The sequence below is a fragment of the Rhodoferax fermentans genome, assembly GCF_002017865.1.
Taxonomy (GTDB): domain Bacteria; phylum Pseudomonadota; class Gammaproteobacteria; order Burkholderiales; family Burkholderiaceae_C; genus Rhodoferax; species Rhodoferax fermentans.
In genome coordinates, this window is the sequence record NZ_MTJN01000002.1 from 1,689,285 (window position 1) to 1,707,089 (window position 17,805).

Consider the following 17,805-nt stretch of genomic DNA (forward strand, 5'->3'; position numbering starts at 1 on the left):
AGGAAAGCTATTGCCATGACCTCTCCCAAAAACGACCACTCCAACATCACGCGCTTCCAATTGCGCAGTCTGGACGAGCTGGCCCAACGCCCGAAGCACCTTCAACCTCCGCTGATGCATGGGATCATCAACGCTGCCGAAATCACCGTCATCCGTGCCGACGCCGGCGTGGAGACGTCGCCCTTCATGTACTTGTTGGGGCGCAGCCTCGCCACGAACAGCGACCTGGGACCGTTCGTGACCGCAGGCGCGGTCGATGTTCTTCTGCTTGACAGTAGCGGACACGCAGCGGCGGACGCAGCCTTCCTCCATGTTCTGCAGCAGTACGACCGCGACTGGACCTGCGCCGACACCCAAAAGCACTTGACCGTCTACCACCGCCATCACGAGAAAGACAGCGCCGTCTACTTGGACACGCTCGAAGGCCGCAATGCGCTGCGCGAGACGCTGTTGGCCCGCCCTCACACCAAGGTGGTGATCCTCGACGACCTCGAATCCTGGCTTGCCCCGAAGCGAGATCGCCGCGATGACAACGTCAACCTGGAGTGGGTGCTGGAAGACTTGTCCAAGCGCAACATCGCCCTGGTGGTGTTCGACCATGCCACGAAGGCTGGCGACCGCTTCTGCGGCCAGTTCTTGGCGCATACCACGAACCTGATTCGCCTCACGCCCGATAGCTGTGCGCCGACCGAGATCGGCGGCGGCTTCAACATCGTGCGCAACAAGCTGGGGCTGAGCGACAAGCTCCCCGCCAAGATCCAATGGTGGTGGGCGGTGGTCGATGGTGAATTCAAGACGGGCTGGGAATGGCGTGACCCCGAGTCCGAACTCTCGGCGAAGGAGATTGCCATCGCCGAACGCCGGATTCAGGTGTGCAACATGGCCGCCCAGGGTATGAAGCAAAAGGAGATCGTCCTGGCGCTGGGCATTCCCCAGTACACCGTCTCGCGTGATCTCGCCGGGGCAGCGAAAGGCGCACCTGGACCGCGGCGGTCTGAAGTCATCACGAAGCCCTTGTCGTCGGGTGGGGAGACTGGCCTGCATTGAAGCGGGGTGTGACATGCATATGGGGGAGTGCCGATGCATCCCCTGCATGCGTGCATAAATGCATAAGTGCATAAATCCGGAGTGGGTAGTGCTTGCGGCGGTGTTCGCCTAGTCTTCGGTTGACGGGACATGTGCCTGCTGGGAGGGAGCATTACGTCATATCTGGGGCTCTCGATATCGCGCCAGTCGGGCTCCACTGCTGGAAAGCCAAAACCACTGGTGAACCCGTCAGACCGAATGCAATGTTGGCGCTATTCACCGAATACACCAATTCAACCATTTTTAGCAATCATGATAGATCGAATCATCGTCAACAGCCTGTGGGGGCCAGTCCACGAACGTCATTGGAAACGTCTTGCTCAGGTTTCATACCACCGGTTTTCGCAAGCAAAAACCAAGCAAACCACGACATACATGCAAAGCCCACTGACCGGGGCTCAGATTGAAGTGACCTACCTCATCAAAGAGGTGGCTGGCTCAAGGCTGGGGTATGTAGAAATCAGCATTCCCGTCGCCTCTGCATTGATCGGGCACAACTGCTTTCATGCGGGGCTGGAGGTGCTGCATTGGGAGCTGCAATGCTTGGAATTGTTGCTCAAGATTGTCTTGCTTTCTATCGGCATGGTCGAACATGAAATCCAGCGTTACTTGGAACACGCCCTGGTCATGCTGGTGGAGTGCACTTGGGATACGCAGACTGCCAGCTCGAAGGCTCGGCATGCACTCCAGTTGCGGACGCATGCCCACGCCCTTGCATTGCGGTCGCTGAGTGCCCGCCGTGACATCGGCGTTGAAGATGCTGATCCTCGCAATACCAAATCCGGGACCAGTTTGCTGGTAACGCTCAAGAGTGGTGACTTTTTCCGCCAGTACTGCAAACCTGAATTGATGCGCTCAAAAAGACGCAGCCGCAGGGCGAACCACGATCACTATGTGTCTGACGCCATGAAGTCGGTGATCTCGCCCCACATGCCGATTCTGGAAAGTCATGCCCGCAATGAGCTGCTGGCAGGAGCCAATACGCTCAATTATGCCGGGATTCGGTATCTGCGCGACATGACACCAGAGACCCTGGAGCATGCCATGGTGACGGTGTGGCGCTCGCTGGGATTTTGTCGCCGTGGAGATTTGAATGTGGAAGCTCTGAAAGGCAGTACGGCGCTGGACACGCTGAAACGTTTTGAGGCCGGTGAAGATGTAGTGGAAACCTTGCCCGAGTACCGAGTCAGTCGGGACAGGTTGGCGATTCTGGCGGCACACGGCCCAGACATTGCAGACAAGCAAAGAAAGAAGCTGCGTTTCAAGTCCGCGAACTTGGGGCGGCAATTACAGTATCCGAGGCGCTGGTCGTTGCCAGATGAAATGCGTAATCTGGTGGTGTCTGAGCGCACCGCTCCCGCGATCATTGAGGAGCTACACCAGGGGCTGGCGTTTGTGATGGATGGGGTGGTTCCGAAATTCGACGATGAGGCCCAAAAGCAGGCCTGGCTTGGCCGATGGATGTTGTTTGCCAAGAGTGAGCAGTTGGCCAGCTTGCATGCTGCTAACTGAATGGCACCAGCGGGTAGTCACTGCCAATTTGACGGTATTCATCGACTATTCGGAGCATCCTGCCATGAGCAACACCCGTTTGAATCGCTGGGGCCACTCGGTGGGCCTCAGACTGCCCAAGTCCGTTTTGGAAGCTGCAGGGCTGAGCGCACGCAGCGCCGTCTCCATCAGACTATTGGACAGCGGCGATATCCGGATTCGACCTGTACGCAACATCACCCCAGCCGAGTCTGACGGTACGGAGGCTGTCAATGCATCTTCCTCCACCGAATGGGAACCTGAGCAATGGTGAGCCTGTTGCTGGAACTCACCGCGCCATCCAGCCGACTGTGGATCATCGGGCAGCCCGCCAAAGTTGCGGCACGGGACGCAGTGCATCTACTGGTGCGAGTTGCGCTGCTGTGCGTCTGCACCGTTTGCAGATGAATCTTCGCTCTCGAACTGGCGGCCTTTGTTCAAAGGTCAGCGATATACTGAAAGAGTAAATCGTCCGTCATAACAGAAAAGCGGGGCAACCCGACAGGGAGCGCGAATGTCAGCGGAGAACGAGAATACAGCAAAACTTGCAGAGGTCGCAGCGACAGACTTGTTCAGCGAGTTTTTTTGGGACAAAACGGGGCCAACAAACCATGACTGGCCTTGTGAAGATCAAGGGCGTCACGACGTAAAGACACACCCCTGCGATGTTGTCTATTACTACGACGAACCATATTCTCCGGTCAGAACGTACGTCCATTGCGACCTAAAGAGTTATGCCAAGGGGACTATCCGCCCGGCATCGGTTAAATCCGCCGTGGAAAGTCTTGCAAAACAGATTGCCTGCGCTGATAAAAGCGACCGATGGCGGGAATTGCACGGTCACGACCATGTGACAGCTTCAATCTGTGGATTACTGTTTGTATACAACCATGATGGGGAATACGAGGCAGATTTTCAGAAAAATCTGATTGGCATTAGCCCGGAATCCCTACACCTTCCCAGAGACGCAAAGCTTTTCGTGCTGGGGCCAAAGGAAATTTTCTGGCTAGACAACATTCGCGACGAAGTTCAGAGAATGCGAGGTAAGCGGCCCGCAGAGCTTCCATCGCATGAGTTTTGCTCCTACTTCCATCCACAGTTGAATCGGCGTGCGAATCTTCAGGCGCGAACCGCCAAAGCCGCAACGCTTGAAATGCTGACATCGCCCATAATTATTCTGGAGCATCGCGACCCGAAAGGCAGTGCGAAGCGGGGTGTCGTGGTCTTTTATTCCAGAAAAGGTGAGACGGCCGACGAGTTCATGTACTTGATTGATACGCTTCGCAAGTACGAGCTGTTGGACGATAACACGGCAGTAACTATCAAAACGCTTGGAGCGTCACCAATTTCCTCTCCGACCTTTCAGCGTGCACAACAGCAATACATCGAAGGCATCAACGTTGATGCCAGCAAGACCGATTTGGCTGGGTATGTGAATGCAATCAAGTATGAGCCGATGAATAAGGTCAAGAGCACCTATTCGGCAATTGATTTGGGGACATGGTAATGGCTGAGTTTCTCGACCACCTGAGCGCCAACGACAACGACATTTACGATTTGTTGATTTCTGGCAAGCAGCGGCTTACCGCATCGGTGCTTCGTGAACTTGCACGGGATAGAGGGATTTTTTACTCGCCCGAGGACACCCGAGAGGAACTGGCTGATCGCCTGTCTCTCTTGCCGCATGATTTCCACGACATCGCGGGCATTGTCCAAAAGCGAGAACCGGCACATCGACGTGAAAAGACCACCTTCGTTCGGTTAGGGTCTCAGCTCTCTGTTGAAGAGATGAAGGAGGCAGCGACGGCCTACGCCGAGGCCGTAGGCGTCAGCGAGAACGTTACGCATCGACCCAAGGGTGGAACGGGCTACGCAGTTAACATTTCCTATGAGGAATTCAATCACACGCGGACTCGATTGCTTCAGCGCGAGCGCCACGAGGCCGGGATCGAATTTTTCGTGGAAAACGGCCAGACCGTGGTCAGGCTCCCTGCGACTGACAAGGCGAAGCGGGTTGTTGCTGCCATCAAGGAAACGGTGGAGCAAAAGCGGAAGGAAATGATCGTTGAAGAAACGATTGAACTGACGGGCCTTACCACACCTGCGTTGCGCTCAAAATTTTTCACGCGATTGATTTCGTCGTTGCCGGGATACAAGCTCAAGAACGTGATGAACCTTAAAGTGTCTTCGCTGCAAACCAAAAGCGAGGACGAGGAAGACAGTCTTGATTTGGAAGAAGACCTTGAGGACGGGGTTGCAAAGGAAATGTTTGCAGCCGTTGTGCACAGTATGGCGTTGTCGGGACAGAACCTCGTTCAGTCGCAGGAGTACAAAGACCTGACTGCACGAGGCTTCTTCATTACGGCGATCACATGGCGTTCGGAGCACGAGCGCGAACCAAATGACATCATTCAGTTTGATGCAGGATTCGAGAACCGTAAAACGGGCACTGGCTTCCGGTATCAAGCGCAAGGCGCCTTTCGCGCGCACAAGGGGACGCATCGGAAGTCGATTGTCCATGTAACCGATGCAGAGAAAGCTCAGCTATTTTCACTCGTTGAGGAAACCGCCAGAAAAGTGTTGGCTGACCTGCTGAAAGAAGCTGCCGATGACGAATCCGGTGATTCCAAGGAGTGACCATGAAAAGATTTCGCTGGTTCCAAGTTGAATGGCCTACCTCGATTCGCACACTGGCGAAGCGAATCAAGATGCGTACATTCGAGGGCGAATCGGGGCACGGATTTTTCATTGACCGGGTGCGCGATGACTACCTTGAGGCGCGCTACGTGGAACGGGTCGAATACACCGATGTCGTCGTTGATCCCTTTGGGAAGGAGCTGACTTTTGAACGAGTTGAGTTCCGACAAACGCTATTCAGGGCATCGTCCGCGGCCCCCGGCCTGGAACTGATTGATCCACCGCGCAATGTTCAGGCATTGATGAATCGGCTGTCTGAGGCTGTGGATTTTGAGGTTGCAATCACGCCTGCGGTGGTCGATGTCTTGTCGTGGTCGGCACTGCTTCAGAACGTCTGCGGAGTTTCGTCAGTTCTCGACTCCCTGCAGATCGGCGCCCTAGAGATTGAGCCGGGCATCGTTGCGAAGGTGGTCATCAAGGGTGACAGGGACGTTCGTGCCGCCTGTACCGCGCTCACCCAGGACAGGAAGTTCGCGATGGAGAAGATCCAGCTTCGCCTTACAAGTCCTCACCGAGGTACGGTGGTGCTTTCGTCAGGTGGGTCTGCCGCGCTGAGCTCTGAAGACTCCATTGAGTATCTAATGCTGCCTTTGCGCATGGCGTTAGCTGATGCCACAAGAGGCCACCAGCGGTAGCCCTCCTAAGTTTGGTTTGGGGACGAGGCAAACCCTACAGCGGCACGACCCCATTTCCACCATTCAAAGGAGTGACTTTGTTCGCCGCTGATCCACCACCCGCAGGTATTTTTGTAGGGACTGAATGCCCCGGTGTTTTGTCACCTGGGCGATTTCGGCCAAGGGCATTTGAGCAACTGCTGCAGAGCTGACAAATCCGGCCCGAGCCGAGTGAGAACTGTATTGGCTGGCATCCCTGCCAGACAGTGCCACCGCATGCTTGATGATGCGGCAGATCGAACCAACGTCCAGCCTCGTGGTACCGACAACCTCAGAGTGGCTGACGCTGCGGAACAAGTAGCCTGATTCAATTCCTGCAAGCTCCCGCCACTTGGCAATAGCCTTGACCGGACACTTATCGCCAAACGCAAATGGGATGCTGACCACCAGCCCCTTGCCCGATTGGTCAGTCTTGCTCTTGCGCAACAAGATGTCGATCCCATGTTCGTGCGAGGTGATGTCATCCACACGAAGGTCAGCGGCTGACTGACGCCGTAACGCTCCACTGAACATGACCAGCAGCAATGCTGCATCCCTTGCAGCACGTAGCGGCCTTTGACGCTCCACTGCTGCCAAAACTGCCAGCAGATCGTCTCGCATCAAGGGCTTGACGGCACGTTGCACGCCCCCTCCAACGGTACGAGTGATGCCGGAAAACACTTGCTTAACCCGGCCATCCAGAATCGGCGAAGCGTGCCCATTCTGCTTGTGCCAGGCGTGCACGGCGATCATGCGCCGCTGGATTGTGGCCGGTGCCAGCTTGCTGGCAACTTTGGCAAGCCAGTCCGCCACCATAGTGGGCGTAGCCGGTAGCGAGCAGTCTTGCTGGAAGTAGGCCACATCCTTCGCATACTCTCGGCGCGTGGATGCAGCCAAAGATGCCTTTGCGAAGTCGTCCGCCGTCATAGAAGCGATATTGGCTGAAGAGTCGTCCAATCGGGTTGTCGACGTTTTAGACATGGTTGGCCCTCAAATTCATGCACGTTTTGCGCAACGAAGCACGCCAGCAAATATGTGTTTTGCTGGCGTGGTTCGGTTGAAAAAATGCCGCGACGGTGCGCGGCTCGGTGGTGGTGTTCCGGTGACTTTCGTTGTCAAAATCTGGCCACGGGCGCCCTATCGGGTTTCGGCAGCGTGTAGTCAGCGGTGTGGTGCCTGCACGCGATGGCAAAGCTCAACAAGGTTGCAGCCATGTCGGATGCTTCCCCTATGAACCAGCCCAGTGATTCGATGGTGTCGCTGCCGATCTCACTTCCGACCTCGGGCGAAGCATGCGCCAGAATGATTCCTACCGCAGACAGCCCGTGGTTCAAGGTAGCGATTACCGTCTCTGCGCTGTCGGCCAGCGCCAGCAGTACATCCGGGTTTGCAGCCTCGTAATCAATGCGGAGGTCTGGCGAAGTGGGCAGCAAAGGTAGTCGAAGCAACAGTTCCCGTGCTGGTCGCGTTTGGATGAGGTCTGCTGCCATGGTCAATAGCAAGCCGGGGTCAGGATGGTCGTTACGGCGTACGATTGAACCGGCTCATGCCCCTCAGAAATGATCCAAATCTTGGCCGATTCACCTGCGGGACTGGCTGAGGAAATGTTGTATGCGCTCAGAACACGCCCACCCGCAAAGACAGCGTGCCAATTTGCATCCCGGTCTTCCTCGCACAACTCCTGCCAGTCACCGGTTTGATGGCGGTTCAGCAATTGTGGAATGGACGCGCCGTGCTTTTCAATCAGCGCCAATGCTGCCGGAGTGGCGACCACATGCCCCAATGAGAACAATGCAGGAGCGTCCAGGCATATCTGATTGGCGCGAAGGGTGTGTGGCTCAACGCCTGCTATAGGGCGCGAGGGATCCAGAGGTTCGGTCATGGCTGAGTTCCAGTTGAGGGTTCAGCCGCATGAGCGCGACGCCAGAAACGACAAAGGGCCACGACGTATGCCGTAGCCCTTTGGTTTGGATGGATTGAATGTGCCCGCGACTCACGCGGCACGGCCTATACCGCCGCCAGCATGGCAAAACGGTGCCGTGTAGTCACTGTAGCCAGTGGCAATGTCAGCTGTCCAGCACGGTGAAACTTCGTCACAGGCAGTCCGATTTTCTTCTTCATCAATCCTGCTTGAATGCCAGGCATCCAAAAAACTGGGCCAAGCGTTTGGCCTCAAACTCGGTCAGATCGGCTGGCAATTCAACATCCAAGGTGAAGTCTGGGCGAAGGTTGAACGAATGCTCAATGGTCTCGGTGTACCCGTGCTCGGACTCCTCTTCCAGTTCGTACTCGATCACGTCGAGTTCTTCGCCGGCCAATAGGCGAGCAATGACCGTGACTCGCTCAGCAAACACGAATCGCGACTCCCAGCCCTTGCGGCCAGTGACAAAGGTTCCAAGCCCAAGGCCTTGGAGCTTCTTGAATGCGGCCGTAACCTGTGATCGCTTCAGGTCATACCCAGCATTTATCAAATGGATGCAGATGCGTGTGGTGGTGGTTTCCCAGCGTCCCCGCTGATACCCGCGCAGCACCTCACAAACGGCCGCAACATCCGAATCAGTATCGCAGAGCTTGCGCAGCTCTTTCCCTACGTTCTTTTTCAGTTCAGTCATTCCACCACCTCGTATCTGGCCCGCAAGGCTGACAACGTCACATTGGGAGCCACCGCATCGTGCGGGATCAGCAGATAAGCCCACGGCTTGCCGCCGACCTTGGCGGCGTAGTCCGAAGCGTTCTTGCACCAGATGACGGCTTGATCGGCCTTCGCCTTCACTTCGGTCTCTGACTCCTGCGCCTCGGCAACCTCTTTTGCCTTCTTCGTTTCGATCATCAGCGTGATGTCGTCCAGCGCCACCACGAAGTCTGGGATGTACTCGGGCTGATTCACGCCGGCCCGGTAGTAAATGTTGAACTGGCCCGAAACCGGACGGAACCAGCGGCGCGCTTCACGCTCCAGGACGGTGGCCAGGATGCGCTCAGTGTCTGAGTGGAATTTCTGGAAGCCAAAGGCGCAACGCTGAAAGCCGCCGTAGACGTACTGACCGATGGTGCGCTTGTCGTCCGGCGTCCAATGCAAAGGCTTCACATCGTCTTTAGCCGTGAAGGCGCAGGGCTTCAACGGCATGAAGCCCTGGCTGACGATGACCTCGGAGCCGGCTGAATCTTCCTCATAGTGCTTTGCCATCTGAAGATGGATGTTCTCCGCGATGGCCCGCCCATGATTGCCCAAGATGTTGTGAACCGCCGCGTCGTCAGGCTGCTTGCTACGGAAATGCGCCACAGCCTGACCTGCGAGTTCATAGATCAGATCGGCATGATCGTCATAGGAAACGTCGTCATAGTTGATGAGTTCGCGGACGATGTAGTCCTCAAGGCGGGATTCTTCGATCACGGCCGCCTCGCCATAGGTCAGTTGACGGCCCGATTGCAAACCTTGAGACAGCAGTTGTTGATCTGTCGCCTGATAGTTCATGCGTGACACATCGAGAGTGAAGCTACGATAGCCGCCCTTCACCGGGCCGACCGGGACAACGGTGATGCGCGGAATGTCGATGGTCTGGTCGATGAAGACCTCGACCGACTTCTTCACCACCTCGGCCACTGCCTCGGCATTGGAGGCCATGGTGTCCAGCAGCTCGCCCTGCTGCGGCACTAGTCGCTCCATGACCAATTGGGTCAGCTTCTCTTGGACGGTGGTTGTCCCTAGCGCCGTACTGGTGGGTACAAGGATTCGATCCTTGCCCAACTCTGCAACAGCATCCATGGCCACCATGGCGATTCTGCGTTCTTCGCCGGTAAAGACTACCGCAGGTGATTGAGCCGAACCGCCTGCACCTTGCCCATATCCTGAGGAGACAATTGCCGCGCCATCGGCACCGGAACCCTTCACGCCAGAAATTCCGAGCATCACTGATGTGTTGGATGGCACTGAAAGGCTAGTCAACCGGCTTCCGTTGTTATCGGTCGGCTCCAACTTCAACTCTTTCAGCCGTATCGGCGAGTCACCTTTGCCTGCCTCGTCGATGACTTCCTTGAACCTATCGTGCGCGATGATGTTCAGGCGATCCACCACCTCAACGCCAGTCTTGCGACCATAGGGCAAACGTAGACCACGCCCAATGGACTGCTCGATCAAGGTGCGAGCATTGGCGGCCCGCAAAGGCACGATGGTGTAGAGGTTCGTCACGTCCCAGCCTTCTTTCAGCATATTGACGTGAATCACGATTTCGGTCGGCTCGGTGTAGCTCTCCACCAGCAGCAGGCGACGGATCATTTCTTCCTCTTCCGCGCCAGATTTGCTGCTATCGACCTGAATCACCTTGCCCTTGTATTGCCCATCAAACAGGCCTTCTATCGTGCCCAACAGTGCGGCAGCATGGGTGGTGTCGCGGGCGATCACCAGCATGAAGGGCTTCACGGGCTTCTGGCCTGTCTGCTCTGCATAGGTCAGCAGATGCACCTTGGTCTCTTCATGAACACGGATGCCGTCCATGAGCTTGATGCGCTCCAATTGCTCCGCACTGTGGTCGGCAGGGTTAAAGTTCTGCTGCGTCACCACGGCGGGCTCTTTGACGAAGCCGTCTTCGATGGCGAGCGCCAAGGGATAGTCCATCACCACGTTCTTGAACGGTACCGGGCCTTTTGTCCCTTCGGTAAAAGGCGTCGCCGTCAGTTCAAGGCCCAGCAACGGTTTCAGCTCGTTTAGTGCCCGTATTCCAGCACTGGCACGGTAGCGGTGCGATTCGTCCATGATGAGCACAAGGTCTGGTAAACCAGCCAGGTACTCGAAATAACTTTGACCGAGGTACTCAGAAAGCCGCTTTATCTTCGGTGCCTTGCCGCCACGAACTTCCGAATTGATCTTCGAGATGTTGAAGATGTTGATCTGAACGGGCGCATCAATCGCCTGTGAAACCAAGTCACCCTTTTGTTCGTAGGTCTCGCCCGTAATCACCTCCGGGGCTTCAACGGCAAAGTCCGCAATGCCCTTGAAGACGTACTTCGGCCCGGTTGTGTCACTGAAATCCCGAATCAACTTGTCGTAGATCGTGAGGTTTGGGGCAAGCACAAAGAAGTGCTTGTATCCGTAGGCTGCATGCAGGTAGCTGATGAACGCCCCCATCAGGCGCGTCTTGCCGACACCTGTTGCCAGCGCAAAGCACAAGGATGGAAAGTCCCGCTCGAAATCCGTCAGCTTCGGAAACTCAGCTTTCAGAGCTTCCTGCATGGCCTTCAGCTCTTCCTGCGAGCGTGCTTTCGAGTCACGCAACGCGGGCACAGACTCCAATGCAGTGTTCAGTCGCTCCAGGCTGATGGTCTGCGGCTCGCGCAGGCTCAGGCGCCCGGCCACCGTGCGCACGATTTTTTCTGTACTCATGCCGTGCGCTCCATATCTTTCAAAATCCGCTTGTAGCGTTGCTCGAAGGCCTTTTCCCCGCCCTCCATGATTTCACAGACTTTCTTTCTCACAGACCTCTCCTGTAGCCCACCCGCTGTGTTGTTCACGATCTGGCCGCCCACGAATTCCATGGGCATGACCAGCTCGGCATCGCCGTTCACGACGATGTTGGCGTTATGGGTAATGACAATCAGTTGGCGACGATTTTTGTTATTCCTGAGCTGGGCGACCACCAGTTGGGAGACCAGTGCGTTATCCAAGTCATCTTCGGGCTGGTCCATCAGCAGCGGCTCGCTACCGTGTGCCAACAGGAACGACAAGATTGCCGCGGTCTTCTGGCCTGCCGATGCCTGCTGAAGGCTCTGGAACGAACTTGATTCGTCACGCTTGTACTGAAGATCAACGGCATCTTCGGGGAACCACGCCGCCAATTCGTCAAAGACCACCGAAGCGACCTCCGGCTTCATGTCCTTCAGCTTTTTGACAAACTTCCCGTGCAGTTTGGTGTTCAGCACCTGCTCGTTCATCTCTTCAAGAGATTGCTTGATCTCCTGCAACCGCTCAGGCACAGACGAGGCCAAGGCCGGATTCACCAAATCCCAGACCATGCCGCACGGCTTGGGCGGATCGTCATCGGTCTCACCATAGATTTCCTTGGCGAAAGTACCTTCCGTTTCAATGCGAAGAATCTCACGCAAACTGGTGGCGCCAGCTTCGGCGTCCGCCATGCTGTTCAGTGTGATCTTCAATGCGGGCACATTCACCAGAACTTGATTGAGAAAGTCCTGCCGCAGTGTGGTCAACCCTTGGCGCTCCTGGTGCAGCGCGGCTTGTGCATCCACAACAGCTTTCCGTGCTTGCTCAAGATCGGTGTTGACGACGTTGAACTGATCTAGCTGCTTCTTTAGCTTTTCTTCCAGCGCCACGGCCTGAGATGCATCTTCGGCATTAGTGATGCCTTGGGCCTTGAGTTCCGCCACGATGCGTGCGTACTCATCCAGATGTACTTTATTTTCTTGATGCCATGTGCTCGCATCACTGGCTGCCTGCGCTGCCGCAAGGTCTGCCTGCATGCTGGCGACCAAGGCCGTGATCTGGTCAAAGCTGCCAACCAGCTTCTGAGTCAAGGCTTCCGTCGCAGCCTTTTCCGATTGTTCGGCGGGAGTAGTGGTCTCGAAGTCGATAAGTGCCAGATTCTTCAGGCTCGCTGCTTCCGCAGCACTGGTTTGTAGTGACTGAACATCCTCACCAAGCTGCTTGAAAAATCCCTGTACCGCCCGCTGCTGTTTGCCTGCGCGCTGGTACGCCTTGAGGGCATCGCCAAAGTTCGAGGATGCGAAGACCTTAGCCTTGCGCGATGCCTCCTTGTACTGAAGCTCGACAGCGGGCTTCTGTGCAATCTCAGCCTCCAACGAGCGAACACGTTTTCTGGCAACGTTCACGGCCTCGCGCCTGACGGCAAAGCCTTGTGCCCAAGCCTCCTTGCTGCCGCCCAACACGTCGTCGATGTACTGAATCAGATGCTGCGGGTTATCGGCCAACGCGAGAATCTGCTTCTGGCTGAAGAGCTTCACCGGAAAGTTGCTGCGGGCCTGGTCTTCGGTCAGTTGTGTTGCCTGCCATCCGCCGCTGTCCCAGCGCCGCACCGACACTGCGAACTTGGCATCAGCCCCCTTCATCCAACGGTACTCGAACCGCTCTTCCAGATCGCCTTGGCCCTTGGACACTTCAACCGTGATGCGGGAATCGTGGAGCATCATGCCCGGCTGGTTGCGGCCTGTCTTCTCCTTCTTAAAGTTCTCGAAGGATTGCTTGAGCGCCCCGTCAGAACGCCCGGTTAAGAGTTCGTTTTCGCGTGCCAACCCCAAGCGCAGGCATTCAAGTATGGTGGACTTGCCACTACCACGGCCGCCGATCAAGGCGTTGTAGCTGGGGTTGAAATGAATCGTCAGTGGGTCTTTCTGACGTAGCCGCAGCTTCTCGACCGTGATGCTTTTGATCTTCGAATGATTCAGTTGCTGCGGGTAGTTGGTGCATTGGTTGCTACGGCGGATAGCTGACTCAGGATCAAGCAGCGCCAGCTTCAAGCCCTCGATGGAGGGGGCTGACATCTTCACCCACGTGTAGCCCCGGCCGATGTCACTGGGTTGATGACTGTCCGAACCGAGTACAGATGCCAGGTTAGCCAAGGCAGCAGAATGCGGTTGCAAACAGCTTGCTGTCGGATCAATGATCTCGATGGCATCCAACAACTTGAAAATGGGCCGAAGAGTGTTGTGATCGGACAGTGCGGTCAGCAAGCCTTTGGGTTGATCGACGTGCGCTGCGCAGGCGACCCCACCCGCTGACTGAATGGCACGGATAACTTGCTCGACGCTTTGGCTGGTCACAGCATCGCTGTCACCCGGCGTACCCGTGTAACCAACGCTGCCACGGATGGCGTCAATGTCCGAAGTGCCCTTGCTCGGGTCAAGAATCACCATCAGATGCACGCCACCGCTACACGACAACTCCATTCCCGGAAAGATCGTCATGCCTCCCCACGTAGCAGCATCTTGCTGCTGCAACGTTGCCAGCTCCGCTTTCAGCTTGTCAATCCAGCCACCTGTGTTGTGGTCTGTAACGACAATGCACTGAATACCCTTGTCCAGATAGCCTTGCAGCCACTGGCACGGCGTAATGGCCTTGTCGCCCCGGTAGTCCAAGGACGCGGGCGTGTGATTGTGGAAATCGAACTTCCACCAGCGCGAGCCGGGGTAACTGTGGGTCATGCGTGGTCCTCCCCATCGCCGAACAGGCCACCTTGACGCGGCGGCTCAACTTTCGGTTTCTGCTGCATCGGCAGATTTTCAACATTCAGGCTGTAGTCGTCGTGACCCCATTCGCACTTGCTCAGAACCATCTTCGGAATCTTCTTGAGCGTGAGATTGGCAAAACGCTCCGCCGAGCCGCGATAGGCCGCGCAACACACCAAAAGACTGCGCCCTTCGCCCACCTCGTCACTCAAAGCCTGTAGCTGGTCGGCGTTGAGCGTCTGCGTTGTGACGTAGATGAAGTCTGTCTCGGTGCTGTAGCCGTGCTGCCAGTAGTGGGCATCATTGGGCGCGTAAGTGAAGCCTTCCAGCTTGCAGATCGCCGCCGCAAGCATCTCAGCGTTGTATTCCTTGTTGATGACCCAGTGGCCCCAACGGTCTTGCTGCAACATACTTGAGGCAAGGCGATAGTACCTAAAGCCACCACCGCCCTCCCAGGCCACCTCACTAGTTATTCCCCCAGAATCCTCTCCATCAATAACTTTTTTCAATCTTGGAATGACGTGTGTATGGCACGTGTCCTCCAACTCAACCATGATCCAGCGCCTGCCCATCTTGTGAGCGACTGCACCAGTAGTCCCAGAACCTGCAAAGGAATCCAAAACCAAATCACCTGGGCTCGTCGAAATTGTCAGTATTCGATGAATAAGCCCCTCCGGCTTAGGAGTGGAAAATGGCTCAATTCCGGCAAGTAGCTTTCTCAGATGATCGCGCTTTGCCGCTTGGTTCGATCCGACTTCATCTGCGGGCCACCAAGTTTTCGGAACAAACCCATCTTGAACCTCTGACAGATAGCTCTTAATGATGGGAAGTCTATCGCCATCCTTGCCAAAATAGACGCGACCTTCTTCTTGGGCCTTCTTTAAGGTCGCCTCAGAAAAGCGCCAGTAATTTCCGGGCGGCGGGACTATTGATCGACCTGACGGCAATGAAACAGGGTATCTATTTTTTCAGTACCACTCTTTGCTGTGCTGCATGCACCTTGAAGCCACGGGCCTCTGGGATCGTCATCAGGATTCTTATAACGACCATTATTCGACGCCTCTCGCGGAAGGAGGTTGCGAATTCGCCTCCAAATGCTCATATTCTTTGCATACAAAAGGATATGGTCATGCGCACCAGAGATAACAGCGTCGTTGTGACGAGCTTGATCCTTTTCCCAAGCTATCGAGGCAACAAAATTCCCCCTGCCAAAAATCTCATCACAAAGAACTTTTAGATAATGGCACTCGTTATCATCTATCGTTATCCATAAAGATCCATCCTCGGACATTAATCGACGAATTAACTCAAGTCGATCACGCATTAAACCGAGCCAAATGGAGTGCTCTAGCCCATCATCGTAGTGCGTAAATGCTGTCCCGGTGTTGTATGGTGGATCAATGAAAACGCATTTCACCTTGCCGGAGAACTCCTGCTCAAGAGCTTTCAGAGCGAGCAGGTTGTCACCAAAAATCAAGTGATTATCGAAACAGTCCTCATCTGAAACGCGGTGTTTTGCGTGATAGCTAAGTTTCGGATCAGCCAATAGAATGCGTGGCTCTAGCTTTGGCCGGATATCTTTGCCGATCCACGTTAGTTCAAGTTTTTGTCTTTTTGTCATAGCGTAAATAATCCGCGTTGCTGTGGAGCAATGATCTGGTCATTCGGCTTGATCTGCTGAGCCGACCGGCGTTTCACGCCATCCTCACTGACCACCTCAATCACCTTCTCTTCAATTAGAAATCCGACCGACTCTCTATAAATCGCAGCAGAAGCCGGGGAATCATTGCAAGTCGTGGCAAACAGAATCCCAAAGCTCACGCCCTCGTCATTGGCATACACCCGCTTCGGAATCTGCTCATTGAGTGCGCTGATGCTGGCCTTCCGCGCCACATCATCAAACTCGAAGCCCAGCACGTTCTGATTTTTGTGGTCAGCGTCATGGTCAGGGTCGTAGCCCACCATCTGGAACATATCCAGACCTGCGCCGCCGTAGTGGATGAAATAGTTGTTGTTGTCCCAATGCACCTCAGTCATGACATCACGCGCTTTGTGGTGCTGCGAGAGGTGAATCAACCAATAGTCACCGTGCCCCTTGTTGTTCCGAATAAAGAACGGCGTGAAATGCTTGGCGCCACATCGAGTGACCAGCGTGCGATACAAGCCACTCTGGATAAACAAGCGCCAATCGCGTTCAGATGACTTGATGTCTTCCATCGAACGGCCGTTCAGAACGTCTGGGATTCCGATCTCGTCCAACAGCGACTGCGTGAGCTTTCCATCACTTGCGTAGTTCAGAAAAGAATCCACTCCGAAGGTCAGGATGACTTCGGCACTCGGCAGTTTCGCAAATATCTTCTGAATAAGTTGAGTCGGCACTTCCTTGTAGCCGTATTGATCGAGTGCGAAGATTGAACGCCCATTCCTTGGACTCTTGCGCTTCACGAAATCAATAATGCTATCGGCCTGATCCTGAAACTTTGCATGTTGCAGGTGAATGGTGTTGCCGATCTGGGTGCCGTACCCATCGTCACGCAGCACCTTGTCTAAATGTGAGTGTGCATGCTTGTCGGCTTCCACAAAAAAATAATCAACCTCCAGCCGGACAGGCTTTCTGCGGTCTTTATTAATCAGATATTCCGCTTCACGCGTCGCATTCAGAAATATGAACGGCGATCCTTTGACCAGTTCACGGGTATCGTTGTGAACATAGAGGCCGCCACCAGCGAAACCATCAACCAGTGTTAAGCGCAACAGATCTTGATTTGGCGAACTGACCAAAGTTTTGAAATAAGCCGCAAGGTAGGACTGCAATATCCTGTGCTTGGCGACACTGTGCTGCTGAATGAAATCAGGCCCGTTCTTCCAGTTGTATGGTTTGCGTGACATAGAAGCCCTTAGACGTGGGATGAAAATTCGGGCATGTCGTCCCACGTCCGACCGTCAAGCAGCCTCCCGTTGGCTTTTTTCGAGCGTTTCTTGCCATCAACACCCCAGCCGCCCCATTGCTTGAAGAAGAACTGTACTGATTGCTCTACGCATTGCTGCTGGATACTCTCGACCCATTCGAGCTTCATCGGACGTGCTTTGGGGCCAGACTCGCCGCCAACGATGACCCAATGAATATCCGTCAAATCGAGTTCGCCAACATCATCCAAGAGCGGCTCCACTGAAAGGAAGCGAATTCTTGCATCGACTTTTCGGAGGTGATTAATTCGGGGGACACCGTATTCTTTATCTTCAACCGATACGCCAATCCACGCATTGGTTGGAACAGCCCGATGCTTAAAGAAAGATGCAAGCCGCTCCGCACGTTTCGTGAGAACTTGAAAGGTATGGTGTGGGCAACGCTGAATGACATCAAAAACTTGCTCGATGTATTCATCAGATACGCTCTTGTGAAACAGGTCTGACATGGAGTTGACGAAATACACCGTCGGCTTCTTTCGGCGCAGTGGTTCTTCCAACCTCTCCGGTAGAACTGTGAGCTTGAAGCCATTCGCATATCCGGGCGTTCCCATTGCCTGCAGCCGCTTTGACATTGCCTCTGCATAGCAGTTCTTGCAACCGGGGGAAATCTTGGTGCATCCCACCGTGGGATTCCAAGTTGCCTCAGTCCATTCAATTCGGCTTAACTGTGTCATTT

The 17,805-nt window shown here is 55.0% G+C and carries 16 protein-coding genes; 6 read left to right on the forward strand and 10 right to left on the reverse strand.

The features are described 5' to 3' along the window. Positions 1 to 15 precede the first annotated feature (15 nt). The 6 genes from RF819_RS08065 to RF819_RS08090 all read left to right on the forward strand — a co-directional run bounded on the left by RF819_RS08065 (position 16) and on the right by RF819_RS08090 (position 5,948). On the forward strand, positions 16 to 1,047 hold the full coding sequence (locus tag RF819_RS08065; protein WP_078364512.1) for a hypothetical protein: 1,032 nt from the start codon (positions 16 to 18) through the stop codon (positions 1,045 to 1,047). Positions 1,048 to 1,338: 291 nt separating this feature from the next. After that, positions 1,339 to 2,598 (forward strand): hypothetical protein, encoded by a 1,260-nt coding sequence (locus RF819_RS08070; RefSeq protein ID WP_143541637.1) that lies wholly within the window; start codon positions 1,339 to 1,341, stop codon positions 2,596 to 2,598. Positions 2,599 to 2,662: 64 nt separating this feature from the next. Beyond that, positions 2,663 to 2,890: an AbrB/MazE/SpoVT family DNA-binding domain-containing protein gene (locus RF819_RS08075; RefSeq protein WP_143541638.1), complete on the forward strand. Its 228-nt coding sequence runs from the start codon at positions 2,663 to 2,665 to the stop codon at positions 2,888 to 2,890. Between the two features lie 240 nt (positions 2,891 to 3,130). Next, positions 3,131 to 4,123, forward strand: coding sequence for a PD-(D/E)XK nuclease domain-containing protein (locus RF819_RS08080; RefSeq protein ID WP_078364515.1), 993 nt, complete (start codon positions 3,131 to 3,133; stop codon positions 4,121 to 4,123). Beyond that, positions 4,123 to 5,253, forward strand: a complete 1,131-nt coding sequence (locus tag RF819_RS08085) for a hypothetical protein (RefSeq protein ID WP_078364516.1) — start codon at positions 4,123 to 4,125, stop codon at positions 5,251 to 5,253. Before RF819_RS08080 ends, RF819_RS08085 begins: the two co-directional genes overlap by 1 nt. Positions 5,254 to 5,255: 2 nt before the next feature. Beyond that, positions 5,256 to 5,948, forward strand: coding sequence for a hypothetical protein (locus tag RF819_RS08090; RefSeq protein WP_207160730.1), 693 nt, complete (start codon positions 5,256 to 5,258; stop codon positions 5,946 to 5,948). Positions 5,949 to 6,011: 63 nt separating this feature from the next. Here RF819_RS08090 and RF819_RS08095 read toward each other — a convergent pair whose 3' ends face one another. The 10 genes from RF819_RS08095 to RF819_RS08135 all read right to left on the reverse strand — a co-directional run bounded on the left by RF819_RS08095 (position 6,012) and on the right by RF819_RS08135 (position 17,803). Further along, positions 6,012 to 6,947, reverse strand: a complete 936-nt coding sequence (locus RF819_RS08095; protein WP_078364518.1) for a site-specific integrase — start codon at positions 6,945 to 6,947, stop codon at positions 6,012 to 6,014. A 134-nt stretch (positions 6,948 to 7,081) separates the two neighbouring features. Beyond that, a complete protein-coding gene (locus tag RF819_RS08100) occupies positions 7,082 to 7,456 on the reverse strand; it encodes a hypothetical protein (protein WP_078364519.1) in 375 nt (124 codons plus the stop codon). Between the two features lie 2 nt (positions 7,457 to 7,458). Beyond that, on the reverse strand, positions 7,459 to 7,848 hold the full coding sequence (locus tag RF819_RS08105; protein ID WP_078364520.1) for a hypothetical protein: 390 nt from the start codon (positions 7,846 to 7,848) through the stop codon (positions 7,459 to 7,461). Positions 7,849 to 8,086: 238 nt separating this feature from the next. Continuing rightward, positions 8,087 to 8,578, reverse strand: coding sequence for a hypothetical protein (locus tag RF819_RS08110; RefSeq protein ID WP_078364521.1), 492 nt, complete (start codon positions 8,576 to 8,578; stop codon positions 8,087 to 8,089). After that, the gene (locus RF819_RS08115; protein WP_078364522.1) at positions 8,575 to 11,343 is read right to left on the reverse strand and encodes a DEAD/DEAH box helicase; all 2,769 of its coding nucleotides are present in this window, start codon (positions 11,341 to 11,343) and stop codon (positions 8,575 to 8,577) included. The genes RF819_RS08110 and RF819_RS08115 overlap by 4 nt, the downstream gene beginning before the upstream one ends. Further along, positions 11,340 to 14,135: a TrlF family AAA-like ATPase gene (locus RF819_RS08120; RefSeq protein WP_078364523.1), complete on the reverse strand. Its 2,796-nt coding sequence runs from the start codon at positions 14,133 to 14,135 to the stop codon at positions 11,340 to 11,342. The genes RF819_RS08115 and RF819_RS08120 overlap by 4 nt, the downstream gene beginning before the upstream one ends. Then, positions 14,132 to 15,106 (reverse strand): DNA methyltransferase, encoded by a 975-nt coding sequence (locus tag RF819_RS21670; protein ID WP_244899880.1) that lies wholly within the window; start codon positions 15,104 to 15,106, stop codon positions 14,132 to 14,134. The genes RF819_RS08120 and RF819_RS21670 overlap by 4 nt, the downstream gene beginning before the upstream one ends. Next, the gene (locus RF819_RS21675; RefSeq protein ID WP_244899881.1) at positions 15,085 to 15,780 is read right to left on the reverse strand and encodes a site-specific DNA-methyltransferase; all 696 of its coding nucleotides are present in this window, start codon (positions 15,778 to 15,780) and stop codon (positions 15,085 to 15,087) included. The genes RF819_RS21670 and RF819_RS21675 overlap by 22 nt, the downstream gene beginning before the upstream one ends. Continuing rightward, positions 15,777 to 17,048, reverse strand: coding sequence for a three-Cys-motif partner protein TcmP (locus RF819_RS08130; protein ID WP_078364524.1), 1,272 nt, complete (start codon positions 17,046 to 17,048; stop codon positions 15,777 to 15,779). Before RF819_RS08130 ends, RF819_RS21675 begins: the two co-directional genes overlap by 4 nt. Before the next feature lie 8 nt (positions 17,049 to 17,056). Further along, positions 17,057 to 17,803, reverse strand: a complete 747-nt coding sequence (locus tag RF819_RS08135; RefSeq protein WP_078364525.1) for a DUF5131 family protein — start codon at positions 17,801 to 17,803, stop codon at positions 17,057 to 17,059. Between the last annotated feature and the right edge of the window lie 2 nt (positions 17,804 to 17,805).